At 73.9% G+C, this 19,558-nt stretch carries 14 protein-coding genes; 5 read left to right on the top strand and 9 right to left on the bottom strand.

Going from position 1 to position 19,558, the window contains the following annotated elements:
* Positions 1-39: 39 nt before the first annotated feature.
* The 3 genes from AB0C03_RS12415 to AB0C03_RS12405 are packed head-to-tail and all read right to left on the bottom strand — an operon-like array spanning position 40 to position 4,605.
* Positions 40-813: an adenosylcobinamide-GDP ribazoletransferase gene (locus AB0C03_RS12415; RefSeq protein ID WP_357636505.1), complete on the bottom strand. Its 774-nt coding sequence runs from the start codon at positions 811-813 to the stop codon at positions 40-42.
* Positions 803-2,746 (bottom strand): bifunctional adenosylcobinamide kinase/adenosylcobinamide-phosphate guanylyltransferase, encoded by a 1,944-nt coding sequence (locus tag AB0C03_RS12410; RefSeq protein ID WP_357636502.1) that lies wholly within the window; start codon positions 2,744-2,746, stop codon positions 803-805. The genes AB0C03_RS12415 and AB0C03_RS12410 overlap by 11 nt, the downstream gene beginning before the upstream one ends.
* Positions 2,747-2,805: 59 nt before the next feature.
* Positions 2,806-4,605, bottom strand: coding sequence for a serine/threonine-protein kinase (locus tag AB0C03_RS12405; protein ID WP_081884224.1), 1,800 nt, complete (start codon positions 4,603-4,605; stop codon positions 2,806-2,808).
* A gap of 146 nt (positions 4,606-4,751) precedes the next feature.
* Here AB0C03_RS12405 and AB0C03_RS12400 point away from each other — a divergent pair, with 146 nt between their 5' ends.
* Together AB0C03_RS12400 and AB0C03_RS12395 are read left to right on the top strand one after the other, a co-directional pair.
* Positions 4,752-4,952, top strand: a complete 201-nt coding sequence (locus AB0C03_RS12400; protein ID WP_030337978.1) for a hypothetical protein — start codon at positions 4,752-4,754, stop codon at positions 4,950-4,952.
* Complete coding sequence (locus AB0C03_RS12395) at positions 4,952-5,749, top strand: site-2 protease family protein (RefSeq protein ID WP_357636498.1); 798 nt, start codon at positions 4,952-4,954, stop codon at positions 5,747-5,749. The genes AB0C03_RS12400 and AB0C03_RS12395 overlap by 1 nt, the downstream gene beginning before the upstream one ends.
* Positions 5,750-5,854: 105 nt before the next feature.
* Here the strand turns inward: AB0C03_RS12395 and AB0C03_RS12390 are convergent, their stop codons facing one another.
* From AB0C03_RS12390 to nadA, 6 genes are all read right to left on the bottom strand, one after another.
* Complete coding sequence (locus tag AB0C03_RS12390) at positions 5,855-6,853, bottom strand: aldo/keto reductase family protein (protein ID WP_030337976.1); 999 nt, start codon at positions 6,851-6,853, stop codon at positions 5,855-5,857.
* A 44-nt stretch (positions 6,854-6,897) separates the two neighbouring features.
* On the bottom strand, positions 6,898-12,072 hold the full coding sequence (locus tag AB0C03_RS12385) for a WG repeat-containing protein (protein ID WP_357636495.1): 5,175 nt from the start codon (positions 12,070-12,072) through the stop codon (positions 6,898-6,900).
* Between the two features lie 384 nt (positions 12,073-12,456).
* The gene (locus AB0C03_RS12380; protein ID WP_030337974.1) at positions 12,457-13,017 is read right to left on the bottom strand and encodes a helix-turn-helix domain-containing protein; all 561 of its coding nucleotides are present in this window, start codon (positions 13,015-13,017) and stop codon (positions 12,457-12,459) included.
* Between the two features lie 162 nt (positions 13,018-13,179).
* Positions 13,180-13,773 (bottom strand): DUF3043 domain-containing protein, encoded by a 594-nt coding sequence (locus AB0C03_RS12375; RefSeq protein WP_030337973.1) that lies wholly within the window; start codon positions 13,771-13,773, stop codon positions 13,180-13,182.
* 72 nt (positions 13,774-13,845) lie between these two features.
* On the bottom strand, positions 13,846-15,201 hold the full coding sequence (gene murA, locus AB0C03_RS12370) for a UDP-N-acetylglucosamine 1-carboxyvinyltransferase (RefSeq protein ID WP_030337972.1): 1,356 nt from the start codon (positions 15,199-15,201) through the stop codon (positions 13,846-13,848).
* Between the two features lie 212 nt (positions 15,202-15,413).
* Positions 15,414-16,613 (bottom strand): quinolinate synthase NadA, encoded by a 1,200-nt coding sequence (nadA, locus tag AB0C03_RS12365; RefSeq protein WP_030337971.1) that lies wholly within the window; start codon positions 16,611-16,613, stop codon positions 15,414-15,416.
* A 68-nt stretch (positions 16,614-16,681) separates the two neighbouring features.
* Between nadA and AB0C03_RS12360 the strand changes: the two genes are divergently transcribed.
* The 3 genes from AB0C03_RS12360 to AB0C03_RS12350 all read left to right on the top strand — a co-directional run bounded on the left by AB0C03_RS12360 (position 16,682) and on the right by AB0C03_RS12350 (position 19,537).
* A complete protein-coding gene (locus AB0C03_RS12360; protein ID WP_030337970.1) occupies positions 16,682-17,821 on the top strand; it encodes a glycerate kinase family protein in 1,140 nt (379 codons plus the stop codon).
* A 169-nt stretch (positions 17,822-17,990) separates the two neighbouring features.
* Entirely contained in the window at positions 17,991-18,359 is a 369-nt protein-coding gene (erpA, locus tag AB0C03_RS12355; RefSeq protein WP_030337969.1) for an iron-sulfur cluster insertion protein ErpA, read from the top strand.
* 200 nt (positions 18,360-18,559) lie between these two features.
* Positions 18,560-19,537, top strand: coding sequence for a carbohydrate kinase family protein (locus tag AB0C03_RS12350; RefSeq protein WP_030337968.1), 978 nt, complete (start codon positions 18,560-18,562; stop codon positions 19,535-19,537).
* Positions 19,538-19,558 lie beyond the last annotated feature (21 nt).

Raw genomic sequence — 19,558 nt, 5'->3', positions numbered from 1 at the left:
GTTGTCGAGGCGAACGCTACCCGGCTCGCCGTGCCCGGTTCAGCCGGACAGCACCAGACCCAGGTAGACCAGCGTGGTGACCACCTCGACGGTCGCGCCGAGGACGTCGCCGGTGATGCCGCCGAGCCGGCGTACCACGTGGGTGAGCAGCGCCAGCGCGACGGCGATCGCGGCGACGACGGCCAGCGGCCCCTGCCACGGACGGCCCGGCACCGCGGGCACCGCCAGCAGCACGACGGCGACCGCGCCGGCGGCCACTGCCACCGGGCCGACAGTGCCGGCGACCAGCGCGCCCAGCCCGTCGGGCCGGGCCGCCGGAACCCCTCGCCGGCAGGCCACCGTGGCACCGAACCGCCCGGCCGCGGTCGCCGCGACCACCGCCGCGAGCGCCGCCGGCCAGGACCGGCCCGCCAGGTCGGCGAGCGCCGCCGCCTGCACCAGGAGTACGACCACCAGGGCGACCACCCCGAACGGGCCGACGTCCGGCTTCTTCATGATCTCCAGGGCGGCCGCGCCGCGCCGGTACGAGCCGAGCGCGTCCACGGTGTCGGCCAGCCCGTCCAGGTGCAGCCCCCGGGTGAGCAGTGCGGCGACGCCGACGGTGACACCTGCCGCCACCAGCGGGGGAGCGAGCGCACCGGCCAGCAGCAGCACACCGGCCAGCAGGACGCCGAGCAGCGTGCCGACCACCGGGGCGAGGGCCATCGCGGTGCCGGCGACCGGGCGATCGATGCGCCCGGCCCGCGCCGGCAGGGTGGTGAACGTGGTGACTGCCAGCCGGGCTCCCGCGAGCAGTCGTGGCTCAGCCGGCACGCAGGCCCGACGCTGGCTGCTCGTCCGTCCCGGTGCTGGCCGGGCCCGGCCCGGCCGGCACCGGCTCGGCGAAGTCGGGCTCGGTGACGTCCGGCTCGGTGAGGTCCGGGTCGGCGTAGCTCGGGTCGGTGGACTCCGGCTCGTCCCCGGCCGGGTCGGTGTCGTCACCGCCAGCCAGCGACGGGTGCACCGGCAGCGCGGCGGCCAGCGCCAGCACCGAGCGCAACAGCGGCAGCGCGACCAGCGCGTTCGCGCCCTCGCCGAGATCCAGCCGCAGGTCGAGCAGCGGGGTGAGGCCCAGCACGTCGGCGGCGAGCCGCACGGCCGGGTGCCCGCCGTGGTCGGCCAGCAGGCACCAGTGCCGGGCCTGCCCGGCCAGGTCCCGGCTCACCATGCCGGCGGCCAACCCGACCGGCCCGTCGAGCAGCACCGGCACCCGGCGGGCGGTGGCGCCGAGCAGCACGCCGGTGGCCACCGCCACGTCGCCGCCGCCCAGCTCGGCGAGGATGTCCTTGGCGCCACGTGACGAGCGGCGGGTGCGGTGCAGCGCGTCGCGGACCGCCGCGCAGCGGGTCATCCACGCCGCGTCGTCGATCTCGCCGGAGTCGGTGATCACCCGGCCCAGCACGGCGGGCGGCTCCGCGCCCGCGGTCGCCGCGAGCACCGCCGCGGCCGCCGCCTCGGTGCCGGCGCCGCACGCCCCGAGCACCAGCAGCTGTACGCCGGCGTCGGCGGCCTGTTCGGCCAACCGCCAGCCGTAGCGCAGCGCGGACTCCACCTGCTCCGGCGTGAGGGCCGGCTGGTCCTCGATCGGCGCGGCAGCCGGGGTGTCCACCACCTGCAGACTGGCGCCGCTCTCGGCGGCCAGCCGGGCCAACGCGCCCTGGCCGGCGCGGGCCTGCGCGGCGCGGCGCGCCGACTCACCGGCGACGGTGCCGGCCGACGCCCCACCGGCGTGGTCGCCGTGCAGCAGCAGCACCCGCACCGAGCCCCAGGCGGCTGGCGTGGAGGTGCCCTGGGTGGCGGCGGCGAAGCCCACCACCCGGTCCAGCACGCCCAGCCCGGCGCCCGGTACGTCCAGGGTGGCCAGCCGGTCCACCGCCTGCGGGCCCGCGTACTCGTCGGGCATCGGCAGTTCCATGCCGGGCTGGATGACCAGCCCGGTGGCCACCATCGGCAGCGCCATTGTCGGTGCGGCCCACGCGTCGCCCGGTTCCGGCGTCGGGGTGGCCGGCGGCGTGTGGGTCAGCACGTCGGGCAGCTGCACCTCGGGGGTCGGCTCGGTGTCGGCCAGGCTCGCCGCGACCGGCGCGGTGCCGGCGGCCGTCGCCGTGGTCACGGTGGCGGCCGGTTCGGTGGCGGGGGCGGCCGGTTCGGTCGCGGCGGCCACCGACTTGAGCCAGACCGGCTGGCCGGCGACGACGAGCACGACCGCGTCGCAGGCATCGGCGACCGCGCGGTTGGCCGCGCCCAACGCGTCGGTGAACGCCCGGCCCAGCGGGGTGGTCGGCACCAGCGACAGCCCCACCTCGGGGCTCACCAGCACCACCCGGGCGGCGCACCCACGGATCGCCTCGGCCAGCTCGGCGATCGTCGCCACGTCGTCGGCGGGTTGGTGGTCGGGGTCGAGCAGCACCGTCACCCAGCCGCCGAGGTCGTCGACGAGCACCGTCTCGTTGGTCTCGGCGGACGCCAGCACGTCGGCCAGCCGGCGCGGGTCCTCGGTGGTCTCCTCGGTGGTCCAGCTGCCCGGCCGACGGGCGCGGTGCGCCGCCAGCCGGGTCGCCCACTCGGTGTCCTCCGGGTCGCCCTCGGGCGCGGTGGCGACGTAGCGGACCACCGGCGCGTCGGTGACCAGGGACTCGGCGAACTCGGACTTGCCGGACCGGATACCGCCGAGCACCAGGACCGTGTTCCACCCGTCTACGGACATGCCCGTACCTTAAGGCCGCCCGGGCTCGCGGTGCCTGCCGGCCCGGTGCTCGCCGTCGTTCAGTCGCAGTGTTCGAACCCGCTGCCGTAGCTGACCCCGCCGGTGGAGCCGCCCCACTTGACGCACGTCCCGGCGGCGCTGGCCCGCACCGGCCCGGCGTAGTAGTCGAAGGACCCGCTGTCGGTGCTGCGGGCCCGACCCTGCACCTCCAGGTACGCCGAGGCCGCCGACTTCGCGCCGACCGCGGTGTCCTTGAGGGTGACCACGCAGTTGGTGCCGGTGCCCGCGTGGTACAGCAGGAAGACCCGACCCTTGCGCTGCCCGTCGCCGCCGGTCAGCGTCGCCGAGTCGATCACCTGGTAGCCGCTGCCGCACGCCTGGGCGGCGGTGTACGGGTTGGGTCGGCTGGACGGAGTGCGGCTGGGCGTGGGTCGGCTGCTGGCGGTGGCGGTCGGCGGGTCGCCCGGCATCGGGGTGCGGGCGGGGTTGCCGCTGGTCGACGCGTCGACGGGGGAGCCGGACGGGCCGGCCGTCGCGGTGCGGCTGGCGCTCGGCGTCGTGCTGGGCCGAGGCCCGCTGGTCGTCGCGTCTCCGGGCGGCAGCGGAGCGTCGGCGACCGTCGCCGATTCGCCGGCCAGCGCGGGTGGCTGATCCGTTGAACCCGACTTCGCTTCGGGTCGAAGCGCCACCACGGCCACCGCGACGACGAGCGCGACGAGAGCGACAGCACCTGCCCCGACCAGCAGCGGACGACGGCGGCCCGATGGCCCGCTCCCGAGCGCGTCCTCCCGGGTCGGCTTCGGCTCGGTCGTCGCTTCGCTCGCCGGTGGGCGTAGAGCGGCGGGCCCTGCCGACACCGACCCGGCGGGCGGCGTCGCCGCGACCGACGGTGCGGAAGCCAGGCCGGCTGGCGGAAGGGGAGTCGGGCCGGCCGGCGGAACGGAAGTCGGGACGGCGGAGGCCGCGACGCCCGGGGTCGGAGCGGCCAGCGCCCACGGTGGGCGGGCAGAGACCGGGATGCTCGCCAGGGTGGCGTCGCGGGCATCGGCGGCGGCAGCGGCCAACTCAGCGGCGCTGCCGAACCGGTCCTCCGGACGCTTGGCCAGCGCGCGGGCCACCACGGCGGCGACCGCCGGCGGAGTGTCCGCCGGTAGCGCCGCCGGGTCCTCCTGGGCGTGCCGCAGCGCCACCGCGAGGGGATTGTCACCGTGGAAGGGCGGCTGCCCGGCAAGGCAGAAGTACGCCACAGCGCCGAGCGCGTAGACGTCGGTGGCGGCCGAGACGGGCTGCCCGGTGGCCTGCTCGGGGGACATGTACGAGGCGGTGCCGAGCACCATGTTCGCGGCGGTGAGCCCGGCCATGTGCCGGGACCGGGCGATGCCGAAGTCGACGAGCACCACGGTGCCGTCGGCCTTGACCAGCAGGTTGCCCGGCTTCACATCCCGGTGCACGATGCCGGCGAGGTGGGCGGTGTGCAGCGCGTCCGCGGCCTGGGCCAGCACCGACATGGTGGTGGCCGGATCCAGCCGCCCCACCGCGCGCACCCGGGCGGACAACGGCTCGCCCTCGACGTACTCCATCACCAGGTAGTCGACCTGGCTGCCGTCGTCGAGCACCGCCTGCCCCACGTCGTGCACCGGGACCACGCCCGGGTGCCGCAGCGCGGCGAGCATCCGCGCCTCGGCCCGGAACCGGGTGGTGAACTCCGGATCGGCGACCAGCGACGGCAGCAGCACCTTCACCGCGACCTCGCGTTCCAGCAACACGTCCGTGCCGCGCCAGACCGCGCCCATCCCACCTGTCGCCACCCGCTCGCCCAGCCGGTACCGGTCGCCGAGCAGCACTCCCCGCGTCAACACCGAGCCACCGTACCGGCCGGCGTCAATCGGATTGATCCACCCCGTGGGTTCCCTGCCGGGGCGAGCGAGCGGCCGTTGCGCGCCGGGCCGACTACGCTGGCGGGGGTTCGTCCCACGGGGACTTCAGCGGCGAGGGGAGACGCGGCATGGCGTGGAGCTGGCGGTACGAGGGCACTGACGGTCAGACGGTCGAGGGGCCGGCGGAGTCGTTCGGCAGCCAGGCCGACGCCGAATCCTGGATCGGTCAGACCTGGCGGGAGCTCGCGGCGTCCGGCGTCACCTCGGTCGCGCTCGTGGAGGACGACCGGGTGGAGTACCGGATGAGCCTGCTGCCCACGGCCGAGTGATGGCCTACGACCGCCCGGGCGGCGACGGGCTGGTCCTCGGCGTGCCCCGGGCGGCGTTCCGGCCCAGCCCGGTCTTCCTCGGCCTGGTCGCCCTCTTCGCGGTCAGCGGGGTGCTGACCTGGAACGGGTACGGCAACGTCCGGTTCAACGTGTTCCTCTTCGTGGTGTCCGGCTGGCTGGTGTCGCTCTGCCTGCACGAGTACGCCCACGCGGTGGTGGCCTACCGGGCCGGCGACCGGGACATCGCCCATCGCGGCTACCTGACGCTCAACCCGTTCAAGTACACCCACCCGTTGCTGTCGATCGTGTTGCCGGTGGTGGTCGTGCTGCTCGGCGGCATCGGCCTGCCGGGTGGCGCGGTCTGGGTGGACCGGCACGCCATCCCGGGCCGACTGCGGCACACCCTGGTCAGCCTCGCCGGCCCGGCGACGAACGTGCTGTTCACGCTGGTGTTGGTGGTGGCGGTGCAACTCGGCACCCGGTCGGGTGGCCCGGTGGAGTTCTGGGCCGGGGTGGCGCTGCTCGCCTTCCTCCAGCTCACCGCCAGTGTGCTGAACCTGCTGCCGGTGCCCGGCCTGGACGGCGGCAACATGCTCCAGCCGTGGCTCAACCCGCAGTGGCGCAAGATGTACGACCTGTTCGCGCCGTACGGCTTCATCCTGCTCTTCGCGCTGCTGTGGAACCCGCGCATCGGCGGGTGGTTCTTCGACGCGGTCTTCGCGGTCGGTGACCTGCTCGGTCTGCCCTCGTGGCTCTACGCCACCGGCCTGGAGCTGATCCGCTTCTGGCGGAGCTGAGCGGGCCCGGTGACGGGCGGAGCTGAGCGGGCCCGGTGACGGGCGGAGCGCAGCGGGCCCGGCCCGGTCGGCGTGGAGGTTCGCGCCGGCCGGGCCGGAACGGCGTCAGGGACGCTTCGCGGGGGACTCGGTCTTCGCCGGGTTCCGCTCGACGATCGGAGCGATAGCGTCGTCGATCGCCGTGAGCAGGTCGGCGTCGAGCTTCACCCCGGCCGCCTTCACGTTGTCGTGCACCTGGTCGGGGCGAGACGCGCCGATGATCGCCGACGAGACGTTCGGGTTCTGCAGCACCCACGCCACGGCGAGCTGGGCCATGCTGAGCCCGGCCTGCTCGGCGAGCGGCTTGAGCTGCTGGACCCGGGTCAGCACGTCGTCGTTCATGAACCGGGAGATGAACCCCGCACCCGACTTCTCGTCGGTGGCGCGGGAACCGGCCGGCGGCGGCTGGCCCGGCAGGTACTTGCCGGAGAGCACGCCCTGCGCGATCGGCGACCAGACGATCTGCCCGATGCCCAGTTCCTCGCTGGCCGGCACGACCTCGGCCTCGATGACCCGCCAGAGCATCGAATACTGGGGCTGGTTGGAGACCAGCGGGATGTGCAGCTCCCGGGCGAGCGGGTGGGCGGCGCGCAGCTGGTCGGCGCTCCACTCGGAGACGCCGATGTAGTGCGCCTTGCCGGAGTGGACGACGTCCGCGAACGCCTCCATCGTCTCTTCCAACGGGGTGCTGTAGTCGTAGCGGTGGGCCTGGTAGAGGTCCACGTAGTCGGTGCGCAGTCGGCGCAGCGAGCCGTTGATCGACTCGATGATGTGCTTGCGGGACAGTCCACGGTTGTTGCGGCTGGGCCCGGTCGGCCAGTAGACCTTGGTGAAGATCTCCAGGCTTTCCCGGCGCTCGTTCTGCAACGCCCGGCCGAGCACGTCCTCGGCCCGCCCCCCGGCGTACCCGTCGGCGGTGTCGAACGTGGTGATCCCCGAGTCGAGGGCGGCCCGGACGCACGCGAACGCCGCGTCCTCCTCGACCTGCGAACCGTGGGTGATCCAGTTGCCGTACGAGATCTCGCTGACCATCAGGCCGGAACGGCCCAGGTGTCGGAATTCCATGTACCGACCCTAGCCCTAGTGGATCATCATTGGCGACCGATGACTCAGAGCACCGGATTGGCGTCGGTGAGTAGTCGGTCGATCTCCTCCAGCACCTCGGCGCGATCGCCGTGCACCGGGTCGATGAGCGGCACGCCGCGCCGGTCCAGCGCGCCCCACCGCCCGTTGCCACTCTCGATCAGGAACGCCACCGGGTGGATGACCAGCATCGGGTGCGCTGGCGGGACCAGCACCGTGCCGGTGCGGTCCACCACACCCCGCCGGCCCGCCACGTCGACCACGGCCAGCCCCTCATCGGTGAAACCGTCGACCTGCCGGCCGTCGGCCAACTCGGTGACGAAGCCGTGGTAGCGGGTGGGCACGACGATCCGGCCGGTCCGGTCGACCGCCCCCCACCCCTCGCGCCGCACCGCGGCCAGCCCACGCCGGAATGGTCTTACCTCGGCGAAGTTGGGTGCGACCTGTACCGCCCCGGTCGCGTCGATCGCCGTCCAACCGCCCTCGCCGACCACCCAGGCCAGGCCGTCGCTGAACGGATGCGCGGCCCGGAAGGACGGCGGGATCACCGTCGTACCGAGCAGGTTGATCAATGACCAGCGGTCGCTGTCCGGTCGGCGGACCCAGGCCAACCCGTCGTGGAAGGGCTGCGCCTCGGCGTACCGGGCGGGAATGACCACCTCGCCGTCCTGGCTGGTGTAACCCCACAGCTGCCCGTCCCGGTCCGGCAACGGGGGCCGGTCCCGGTCGAGGACCTCGTCCCGACCCCGGGGGTACGGCCCGAAGCCATCAGCCTCGGCCCGGACGGTGACCGCGTCGAGGGCCACCCGGACCCGCTCCAGCAGTTCGGCGTCGCCGGCCCCACGCAGGTCCAGCGCCTTCTCGAAGTGCTCGCACGCCTCCATGAGCCGCCCCTGGTCGTAACACGACCGCCCGGCGTGCTCGTGCAGCGCGGCCCGCAACCGGTCAGGCAACTCGACCGAGTTGGCCTGGGCGAAGAGCTGGTCCGCCTCGGGGAAGTCGCCGCGCCAGCGCAACACGTGGGCCAGCCGGGCCTGGGCCAGCGCGGTCCGGCGCAGCTCGCCGGTGGCCTCGGCGTAGGTGAGGGCGAGCCGGCCGTCGGCCAGCGCGTCGTCCAGCTCGCCGAGAATCCGCGAGGCCACCGCCCGCAGGCTGAGCAGCCGGGCCCGGGCGCGGTTGTCGACCGCCGAGCCCAACTTCTCGGTCAGCCGTCGCCGAATGGCCCGCAGGTCGTCCGGCTCGGTCAGTTCCTCGCGCAGGGTCACCGGATCCAGCCGCCAGCGGTACGCGGCCAGCACCTGCTCCGGGTCGCCCGGGTCGGCCAGCGACGGGCGGGTCACCACCGGCGGTGCCTCGGCGGGCGGCGCGGACACCGGCATGCTCTCCCCGTCCGCGCCGCTCCTCGGGCCGGGTACGGCCGGGGCCGGTGGCCCGGACGTCGGCTCCACCGACGCGGGTGGTCCGGACGTCGGCTCCACCGACGCGGGTGGTCCGGACGTCGGCTCCACCGACGCTGGTGGCTCGGAGACCGGTGCCGTGGCGGACGGTGTCGCCGAGGCCGGTGGCGCGGAAACGGGCGTTGTGGCTGGTGGCGCGGAGACGGGTGCCGCCGAGACGGGCACCGGCGGTGCGGACACGGACGCCGCCGGGGCGGGTGGTGCGGACACGGGTGTTGGTGGTGCGGATACCGGCGCTGCGGAGTGGGGCTCTGGCGGCGTGGGTGGTGCGGAGACGGGCGCTGTGCCGAGAGGCGGCGCGGAGACGGGCGTTGTGCCGAGGGGTGGCGCGGAAACGGGTTCCTGTGGCGCGGCGGGCGCTGGGGGCGCGGAGACGGGTGCTGCCGGCGCTGCCGATACCGGCGGTGCCGGGGGAGCGGACACCGGCGTGATCGAGACGGGCGGTGCCGAGACGGGTGGTGCCGAGAACGGCGGTGCCGAGACGGGCGGGTTCGGGTCGTTCGCAGCCGTCACGGGCGGCGCGGCTTCCGCCGGCCACTCGTCGACGTACGGGCCTCCCTCCGGGCTCGCGCTCGGAGCGTCGACAGCGTCGGTCGGCTCGTCGGGTGGCGCGAGTTCGTCCGTCGGGTGGTACTCGACCGGGTTGGCGTCCTCATTGGGTGAAGCGGTGTAGGCCTGCTTGTCGACGTCGGGTTCGGCTGCGAGGTCGCGTTCGTCCTGCTGGTGGGGGGGGATCGCGAGCAGCGGTGCGCCGGAGACGGGTTGGTCGTCGTCCACAGGTGCCGTGTCGAACGCGGGCTGCTGGTCGTCGTCCAGGTCGTCCAGCCAGCGCCGGGGAGCACCGGAGACCGGGGCAGCGGGCGGCGCGGAGACGGGGGCAGCGGGCGGCGCGGAGACGGGGGCAGCGGGCGGCGCGGAGACCGGGGCGAAGGCGTCGTCTGGTGTCGACCCGCTGGCGTCGGTCACGTCCAGGTGGGTGTCAGCCGTCGGCGTCGACGCCTCCGTGTCCGACGCGGCCGCTGTCGTGAAGAGGTCGGGGCTGCCGGCCGTCGACTCATCGTCGGTCGGGTCGTACTGCCGCTCGTCGGTCGTCGACGCACCCGGCGAGGAATCGGCGGGCTGAGCCGGGCTGAACCACGCGTCCGGCCCACGGACGCTCGCGACGTCGTCCGGTTCGCGAACGGGCGTGACCGGTTCTTCCGAGGGTGGCGGGGGTACGTAGCGGCGCGGCGTACCGGGGGCCGGCGGAAGCACCGGCGCGACGTCCATCGCCGGCGGCTGCGGGACAGTGCCGTCCGGGGACGCTGCCGGACCAGGAGCAGGCGCCACCGGCGTGGGGTCGTCCGGGCGCGGGGTGGGTCGGGTCGCTGGTGACGCCGGTGCCTGCCAGGTGGGCGGCGGGGCGACCGACGGGCGTGCGTCCGCCACCGGAGCCACCCGCTCCGGCGGGTACGAGCGCTGCGGAGCGTCCGGCCGCTGCGGCGGGTACGGGTGTTGCGGCGCGGCTGGGTGTTGCGGCGCGGCCGGTCGATCGGCGGAGTGCTGCCGCTCCGTGGACGGCGAACGGTCCGGCGTGACCGGGCGGCGGTCGGTGGGCGGGTTGGCGAACAGCGGGTCGCCGACCCGACGGTGACCCGGTCCCGGCTCCTCGCCGCGCCGCTGGTCCACCGGGCGGTCCCCGGTGTCCGGGCCGGGGTAACGCGGCGGCGGGGTGTGACGCGCCCCGGCCGTCGACGGCGGTTCGGTCAGCGGCCGGCGTCCGGGTGCTGGCGGGCCATCGGACCGCTCGTCGGCGCCGGGCGGCTCCACCGGCGCGGACAGGTACTCCAGCCGCAGGCGGGCGGCGGGCGGTCCCGAGACGGGCAGGTCGGCGGCGGGCGACACCGGAGCTGCGGACACCGGGCCCGGCGACACCGGGGCTGCGGACACCGGTGGCTCCGGGCCGGGGGGCGCGGGGGCGACGGGTGCCGGCGACACCGGCCGGTCCGGGAAGACGGGGGAGACCGGGGCGGCCGACACCGGCCGGTTCCAACCCGAGGGCGCGGGGGAGACGGGTGCCGGCGAGACCGGCCGGTCCGATCCGGGGGACACGGGTGCTTGCGACGGTGGCCGGTCCCAGCCAGGGGAGACGGGTGCCGGCGAGACCGGTCGCTCCGGCGAGGCCGGTGGGACCGGCATGGCGCGGCCGGCCGTGGGTGGCGCAGTCGCGGCCGGACGTACCCCTCGCTCGTCGGGCCGCGCCGGGGCGGCCGCCGGTCGCTCGTCGGGCCGTACCGGTCGGTCGTCGGGCCGTACCGGTCGGTCGTCGGGCCGGGACGGCGTGGCCGGCGGCCGTTCGGGCCGGGCGGTCGGCCGCGACGCGACGCCCGGGTCGGCGCCACGGTACGGGTCCGTGGTGCGGTACGGCTCCGGGCCACGGTGCGGCTCGGTGCGGTGCGGGTCTGACGTGCGGTGCGGGTCTGCGGTGCGGGGCGGCTCGGGGCGGTGGCCCGGCTCGCGGGCCCGGTCCGGGCTGCGGTCCTGGCGCACCGGACCCGGCGGTGGCCAGGGCAGACTGTCGCCCGACCGTTGGCCCGGCTGCGGCCGGGGCTCGCGGTACGCGTCCTCACGAGGCGCGTTCTCGCGGTACCCGTTCTCGGGGTACGCGTCCGGGCGGGCCTGTTCGCGGGGTCGCCGGTCCGGGTACGCCTCGGCGCGTGCTGCCGCCTCACGGGGCTGCTGCCAGTGCGGGTCGGTGTCGGGGCGACGCCGGTCGTCGTCGAGGCGGGACTGGCCGGGCAGGTCCGCCTCGGGTCGACGCCGTCGTCCGCCGTTGGCTGCGGGAGCTGTGCCCATCCCCTCGTCCGCGCGGTAGCGCGAGTCGGTCCCCTCGTCCGGGCGGTAGCGCGAGTCTGGGCGGCGCAGGTCGTCGGCGGCCCGGTCCGGGTACCCGTCGGCGCGGTAGCGGGGGCGGCCGTCAACGGGTGCCCACGGGTCGACAGCGTCGGCGCTGCGGCCGTCATGGTCACGGGTGGGTCGGACGCCGTACCCGTCGCCGGGGTGTCGTTCGTAGCCGGCCGCCGGTCGCTCCGGTGTGCCGCGTCGACGTGGCGCGTCGTCCGGCTCGGGCACCCAGCCGGGTTCGGGCCGGGGCGCCGGGGAGACCGGCGGTGTGCCCCGGTAGCCACGGTCCCGCTCGGTGGGCTCCTGCCGGGGGCGGCGGCTGTCGTACCGCTCCGGGGTGGGCTGGTCGCGGTGCCAGGCGGCTTCCCGCGCGGGTCCCCGTTCGTCGGCGGGGCGTCGATCGGACCAGGCGGTGCGCCGGTCCGACTCGGGGGAGCGGCGTTCCTCGCGGCGGGGTGGCTCGGGCAGCGGTCGACGGTACGGCTCGTGGTCGTAGTGCCGGGAGTCGGTGCTGTCGGGCCGCCCGTACGCCGAGCGCTCGTCGTCGCGGAGTCGCCCGTAGGCCGGTGCCCCGTCCGGCTCGTCGTCCACCCAGGACCGGCCGTGGGGTGGCTGTTCCGCCGGTGGTTCGTCGGACCACGACCGGCCGAGGTAGGTGCCGTCCGGGTGGGTGGGCGCGAGCGGCGGCACCTCGGCGCGGCCGGACACCGTCGCCCGCCCACGGGGTGGCGGCTGGTGCGGCATGCCGATGTCGCCGGGGTAGCGCTGGCCGGGAAACTGGGGGTGCCACTCGGTGGTCGGTTCGATCACCCAGGCCGGTTCGTTCGGGTCTGGCCACCGGTCGGTGTAGCGGCCGTTCATCCGGCGAGCCCGTCGCCACACCCGGCCGCCGGGCCGATCCTCGCCGGGAGTGAGCTGTCCGCAGCCGCCGCCGGGTGACCGCTGGGCGTCCGGTCGCCGCCTGCCACGCCCCGGTGGCCGGCTCGCGTCCGCTCGCTCACGCGTTGTCACCTCGTTGCAAATTGTCGCGCTGGGGCCGCACGAGCCGGTCAGGTCGCCGCTCCGGCAGGCCGTGGCTGCGGATGGAGGGTAACGGCGTGGGCTCGCTCACCGCCACTGTGGCGCCGCCCACCGGCGCAAACGTTATCCCATTGGTTTCGGACATTTAGGCCTATAACCGAATCTGGTCTCCGACCCTACCGCACTCGACGACCACCCGGCCCCGGCGGGAGTCACCGCAGCGGGTCAGGGATGTTCCATGATGAGGACGGCGAACGTGCCGGCGGCGAGCGCCTCGTAGTGGTGCGGGGCGTCGCCGGGGAACGTGGCGTAGTCGCCGGGGTCGAGTTCGACCGAGGCACCCTCGGGCCCCACCCGCAGTCGACCGGCGGCGACCACCACGTGCTCGATGCTGCGCGGGGTGTGTCCCTGGCCGGTTCGGATCGCCCCTGGTTCCAGCCGGATCAGGTAGACGTCCCGGCGCAGGTGCGCCGTACCGGCACTGAGCAGCGTTCCGCTGAAGTCGGCCTGCTCGGAGCGGACGTGCGACCCGTCTCCCGCCCGGATGACCCGTACGACGTCGTCCACCGGCTCCACCAGCCGGCTGAACGGCACGCCGAGGGCGACGCCCAGGGACCAGAGTGTCTCCACGCTCGGGTTGCCGCTGCCCGACTCCAGTTGGGAGAGGGTGGACTTGGCCACCCCCGCCCGGCGGGCCAGTTCGGTGAGCGAGATGCCGACCCGTTCCCGTTCCCGGCGCAGGGCGGCGGCGATGGTGGCCAGCGGGGCAGCCGGTTCCGGAGGCATGCCTTCGCTCCATGGGTTCGAACGTTCGCTCTGGCGAACAACGGCAACCCGTTCAGCATGATGAACGCACCGCAGGATCCGCGCAGATACGGCGAAACTGCCGCCTCGAAGATGTCTGAGGCGGCAGTTTCGCCGATATCGCGCGGAGCTGGGGCGGCGGGGTCAGACCTTGTCGCCCAGCTTGACCTGGGGCGCCGGAGCGCGCATCCGGCGGAAGGTGATCGACCGCATGACCGCGTAGAGGTAGAGCGAGCCCATCCGCTGGTCGGACTTCGGGAAGCGCTCCCGGATCAGCTTGCTGATCTTGCGGCAGATCAGCACCGAGTCGATGACCACGCCCAGCGCCAGCGCGCCCCAGAGCAGGTTGGAGATCAACCGGACCGGCGCCGGCATGGCCGCGTTCGACCCGATCAGCACGATCAGCGCGCCGCCGAAGAACCAGGTGCCGACGGTACGCCGGGAGTCGACCACGTTGCGGGCCAGCAGCCGTTCCGGGCCACGGTCGCGGGGGCCACCCTCACGGCGGAACTCCGCTGCGGCCTCAGCGCGCAGTTGGCGGCGACGCTCCCGCTCCTCCTCCTTGGTGAGGGGGCGGCTCGGACCGGCCGGGCGGCGGCCGACGGTTGGCCGCTTGGGCGTCTCCCGACCCTTGGCCGGGGTGTAACCCCGGGGACGCTCGGCGGTCTCCTCGGGGGTCACCGAGGTGACGGCCTCGTCGACGAGGTCGGTGGACTTGCGGCGAAAGAGCGACGGCACGCGGCAAGGGTAGCCAACGGTCCACGCCCGGTGCACATCGCGGTGCACCGGGCGTGAAGAGTGTGTCGGTACTTACGGACGCTCGGCGTGCGCGCCGAGGTCGGCGAGCTTCGCCTCGAAGTCCTCGTAGCCTCGGTTGATCAGGTCGACGCCGTACACCCGGGAGGTGCCCTCGGCCGCGAGCGCCGCGATCAGGTGGCTGAACCCGGCCCGCAGGTCCGGGATGACCAGGTCGGCGGCGTGCAGCTTGCTCGGCCCGGCGATCACCGCGGAGTGCTTGAAGTTGCGCCGGCCGAAGCGGCACGGGGTGCCGCCGAGGCAGTCCCGGTAGACCTGGATGTTGGCACCCATCGAGTTCAGGGCCTCGGTGTAGCCGAGCCGCTGCTCGTAGACCGTCTCGTGGACGATCGACAGGCCGCGGGCCTGGGTCAGCGCCACGACCAGCGGCTGCTGCCAGTCGGTCATGAAGCCGGGGTGCACGTCGGTCTCCAACGCCACCGCGTTCAGCTCACCGCCGGGGTGCCAGAAGCGGATGCCGCCCTCCTGGCCGGGGTCGCCCAGCTTCGGCGCGCGGGCGTCGGTGACCTCGTACTCGCCACCGACCGAACGGAAGATGTTCAGGAAGGTCATCATGTCGGCCTGCTGTGCGCCCAGCACCTCGACGTGACCACGGGTCGCCAGGGCGGCGGCCGCCCAGCTCGCCGCCTCGATCCGGTCCGGGATCGGCCGGTGGGTGTAGCCGTGCAGCTTGGGCACGCCCTGAATCTCGATCACCCGGTCGGTGTGGACCTTGATGATCGCGCCCATCTTCTGCAGGATGCAGATCAGGTCGATGATCTCCGGCTCCACCGCGGCGTTACGCAGCTCGGTGACGCCCTCGGCCATCACGGCGGTCAGCAGCACCTGCTCGGTGGCGCCGACGCTCGGGTACGGCAGGGCGAACTTGGTGCCGTGCAGCCCGTTCGGCGCGGACAGGTGCAAGCCCTCCGGCCGCTTGTCGACGGTGGCGCCGAACTCCCGCAGCGCCTGGAGGTGGAAGTCGATCGGGCGCGGGCCGATGTGGCAGCCGCCGAGATCCGGGATGAACGCGTGTCCGAGACGGTGCAGCAGCGGGCCGCAGAACAGGATCGGAATCCGGCTGGAACCGGCGTGCACGTTGATCTGGTCGGTGCTCGCGCTCTCCACGTTCGCCGGGTCGAAGACCAGCTCGCCGTCCTCGGTGCCGTCGGTGACCTTGACGCCGTGCAGGCCGAGCAGACCTCGCACCACCTCGACATCGCGGATCTTGGGCACGTCGAACAGCCGACTCGGGCTGTCGCCGAGCAACGCGGCGACCATCGCCTTCGATACCAGGTTCTTCGCGCCGCGCACGCGGATCCGCCCCTCGAGCGGAGTGCCTCCGTGCACAACCAGGACGTCGTCGGTCAACGCAACCTCCAGCGCGTCGGTGCTGCCGTGTTGATGGTGGGGCGCCTGAACGTTGTCGCTACCCCGGATGCGGCCATATCCAAACGGCCCGCGTGTGTCGTCGCTTGGGCAGCATAGCCCTCGGTGACGAAAAAGGACTCGGTCACATCGGCGTGTGTGGCATTAATCGGTGATCCGGCACTTTTGCGTACCAAGAACGCTACGGATCGTGATCAGGGCACCGCCGGCGGAGGAGTGTCCGCGCCAGGCAGGGCGAGCATCTGATCCAGCGCGACCCGGGCGTGGTGCGCGGTGTCGGCGTCCACCGTGATCTGGTTGACGACCCGGCCCGCGACCAGCTCCTCCAGGGCCCAGACCAGGTGCGGCAGGTCGATCCGGTTCATCGTCGAGCAGTAGCAGACGGCCTTGTCCAGGAACATGATCTGCTTGTCCGGGTGCGCCAATGCGAGCCGGCGGACCAGGTTCAGCTCGGTGCCGAGCGCCCACGCCGAGCCGGCCGGAGCCGCCTCGATCGTCTTGATGATGTATTCGGTGGAGCCGACGTAGTCAGCGGCAGTGACCACCTCGTGCCGGCACTCCGGGTGGACCAGGACGTTGACCCCGGGCACCCGCTCCCGCACGTCGTTGACGCTGTCCAGCGTGAACCGGCCGTGCACCGAGCAGTGCCCCCGCCAGAGGATCATCTTGGCGTCGCGCAGCTGCTCCGGGGTGAGCCCACCACCGGGCTTGTGCGGGTCGTAGAGCACGCAGTCGTCCAGCGACAGGCCCATCTCCAGCACCGCCGTGTTACGGCCCAGGTGCTGATCCGGCAGGAAGAGCACCTTCGACCCCTGCTCGAAGGCCCAGTCCAGGGCGCGCTTGGCATTGGACGAGGTGCAGACCACCCCGCCGTTGCGGCCCACGAAACCCTTGATGTCGGCCGACGAGTTCATGTACGTCACCGGCACGGTGTCACCCGCGATGCCCAGCTCGGTCAGCGTGTCCCAGGCGGCCTCCACCTGACCCAGGACCGCCATGTCCGCCATCGAGCAACCCGCCGCCAGGTCGGGCAGGATCACCCGCTGGCTGTCGGTGGTGAGGATGTCGGCGCTCTCGGCCATGAAGTGCACGCCGCAGAAGACGATGTACTCGGCGTCCGGGCGGGCCGCGGCCTCCCGCGCCAGCTTGAACGAGTCACCGGTCACGTCGGCGAACTGGATCACCTCGTCGCGCTGGTAGTGGTGCCCCAGCACGAAGACCTTGCTGCCCAGCTTCGCCTTCGCGGCGGTGGCCCGGGCCACCAGATCCGGATCGCTGGGCGCCGGCAGGTCGCCCGGACACTCGACGCCGCGCTCGGTGTCGGGGTCGCTGCCCCGGCCGAGCAGCAGCAGAGCCGTCGCCGTGTTGGAGGGTTCCACCCAGGTCGAAGTCACGTCATCCATGCTCCCACAGCGCGGGCGCGACGCAGCTTCGCTCGGTGTGGGCTGCCACACTGCTCGGCATGCGCGTGCTGCTCTGCCCGGACAAGTTCGCCGGCACCCTGTCCGCACCGGAGGTGGCCGCCGCCGTCGCCGACGGTTGGCGCACCGTCACCGACGGAGACGATCTGCTGATCCGGCCGCTCGCCGACGGCGGGCCGGGCTTCGTGGAGGTGCTCGCCGAAGCCCTCGGCGGTCGGCGGGTGCCGGTGTCGACGGTCGACCCGCTGGGCCGGCCGGCGGCCGGTGAGATCCTGCTCACCGCCGACGGCGCGACCGCCTATCTGGAGAGCGCGCAGGCGTGCGGGCTGCACCTGCTCTCGGCAGCCGAACGCGACCCGAAGACCACCACCTCGTACGGGCTGGGTCTGTTGGTGGCCGCAGCGGTGGAGAGTGGTGCCCGCACCGTGGTGATCGGGCTGGGCGGCTCCGGCACCAACGACGCCGGTGCCGGAATGCTCGCCGCGCTGGGCGTGACACCGCTCGACCCGGGCGGTGCCGCGCTGCCGTACGGCGGGGCGGCGCTCGCCGCCGTCGACGCGCTGGACGGCGCGCCCCGGCTGCGCGGCGTCCGACTGGTCGCCGCCACCGACGTGGACAACCCCCTGCTCGGCCTGCACGGGGCCAGCAACGTGTTCGGCCCGCAGAAGGGCGCCGACCGCGGTGACGTGCTGCTGCTCGACGCGGCACTGGAGCGTTTCGCGGCGGTGCTGGAACGCGACCTGGCCGGTTGCCCGACGGGGCTCGGCACGCTGCCCGGAGGCGGGGCCGCCGGCGGGATCGGCGCGGCGCTGCTCGCCCTGGGCGGCACCTGCGAGTCGGGGATCGGCCTGGTCACCCGGGCCACCCGGCTCGACGCCGCACTGGACACCGTCGACCTGGTGGTCACCGGTGAGGGGTCGTTCGACCACCAGTCGCTGCGCGGCAAGGTCGTCGCCGGGGTGGCCGGCGCCGCCCGCGACCGGGGAGTGCCCTGCGTGGTGGTGGCCGGGCAGGTGAGCACCGGCCGGCGGGAGGCCGCCTCGGCCGGGGTGACCGACGCGTACAGCCTGGTCGAGCACTTCGGTGGCGAGGAGGGCGGCGGGCTCGACGCCGCGCTCAGCCGACCCGCGGACGGGCTGCGCGAACTGGGCGCCCGGCTGGCCCGGCAGTGGAGCCGCTGAGCGCCCCGGCCGCCTGACGAGTGGGTCCACCTGCGGTGGGCGTCACGCCACGCGGGTGCACCCGGCCGAGGCGGCGTACGATCGGCGGAGGACCACAACCGGGAATCACTGGACGGCGCGCGACGTTGGCCAGTGCGTCCGGACCCAAACCGCGCAGGGAGACTTCCACGTGACCACGCCAGCGCAGACCGAGTCGACCGAGGCCCAGGCCCCTACTTCCGTCGTCCTCACCGACGTCGCGGCGCAGAAGGTCAAGGCCCTGATCGAGCAGGAGGGCCGCGACGACCTGCGGCTCCGCGTCGCCGTGCAGCCGGGCGGCTGCTCCGGCCTGCGGTACCAGCTTTTCTTCGACGAGCGTTCGCTCGACGGTGATGTCGTGACCGACTTCGGTGGTGTCGAGGTCGTCGTCGACCGGATGAGCGCCCCGTACCTTTCCGGCGCGACGATCGACTTCGCCGACCGGATCGACGCCCAGGGCTTCACCATCGACAACCCCAACGCGGGCAGCTCCTGCGCCTGCGGTGACTCGTTCAACTGAGTCACACCCCACACACCAGCGACGATGGGGCCGTTCTCCGGAACGGCCCCATCGTCGTACCGGTCGGGGGTCGCACCGGTCTGGGAGCGGTCCCGAAGGGGACCGTGGCGGGCTGGTTGCCGTTGTCCGACCGAGCGGTGACCATCGGGTTGCCGTGCCGGTAGGCTGACGGCGCCCTGCTCCCGACCCCGAGGGTTGACATGAAGATCGCCGTCACCGGCTCGATCGCCACCGATCACCTGATGAGCTTCCCCGGTCGCTTCGCCGACCAGCTCATCGCCGATCAGCTGCACAAGGTGTCCCTCTCCTTCCTGGTGGACGACCTGGTGCTCCGCCGCGGTGGCGTGGCGGCGAACATCTCCTTCGGGATGGGTCAGCTCGGCCTGCGCCCGGTGCTGCTCGGCGCGGTCGGCGCCGACTTCGCCGACTACCGCTCCTGGCTGGAGCGCCACGGCGTGGACTGCGACTCGGTGCACGTCAGCGAGGTGGCGCACACCGCCCGTTTCGTCTGCACCACCGACACCGACATGTGCCAGATCGCGTCGTTCTACGCCGGTGCGATGAGCGAGGCCCGCAACATCGAGCTGGCGCCGGTCGCGGAACGGCTCAACGGTCTGGATCTGGTGCTGGTCGGCGCCAACGACCCGGAGGCGATGCTGCGGCACTCGGCCGAGTGCCGCACCCGCGGGTACGCCTTCGCCGCCGACCCGTCGCAGCAGCTCGCCCGGATGGGCGGCGAGGACGTGGTGGCGCTGATCGAGGGCGCCGAGTACCTGATGACCAACGACTACGAGAAGTCGCTGCTGCAGAGCAAGGCGCAGCTGAGCGACGACCAACTGCTGGACCTGGTCAAGGTACGGGTCACCACGCTCGGCAAGCACGGTGTGGAGATCGCCGGGCGGGGCATCGACCCGATCCACGTACCGATCGCGCGGGAGATCCGGGCGGTCGACCCGACCGGCGTCGGCGACGGCTTCCGGGCCGGCTTCTTCACCGCGCTCTCCTGGGGCGTTGGCCTGGAACGCGCCGCCCAGGTCGGCTCTCTGCTGGCCACGCTGGTCCTGGAAACCGTCGGCACCCAGGAGTACGACGTCCGCCGCGACCTGTTCGTCAAGCGCCTCGCCGAGTCCTACGGCGACACCGCAGCCGACGAGATCCGCCCCCACCTCCTCCCGTAACCCGCCCCGCCCCGCCCCGCC

The sequence above is a fragment of the Micromonospora parva genome, assembly GCF_040649675.1.
GTDB lineage: Bacteria > Actinomycetota > Actinomycetes > Mycobacteriales > Micromonosporaceae > Micromonospora > Micromonospora parva.
Note: the sequence above shows the minus strand (reverse complement) of the source record. Positions and strands in the feature narration are given on the sequence as shown.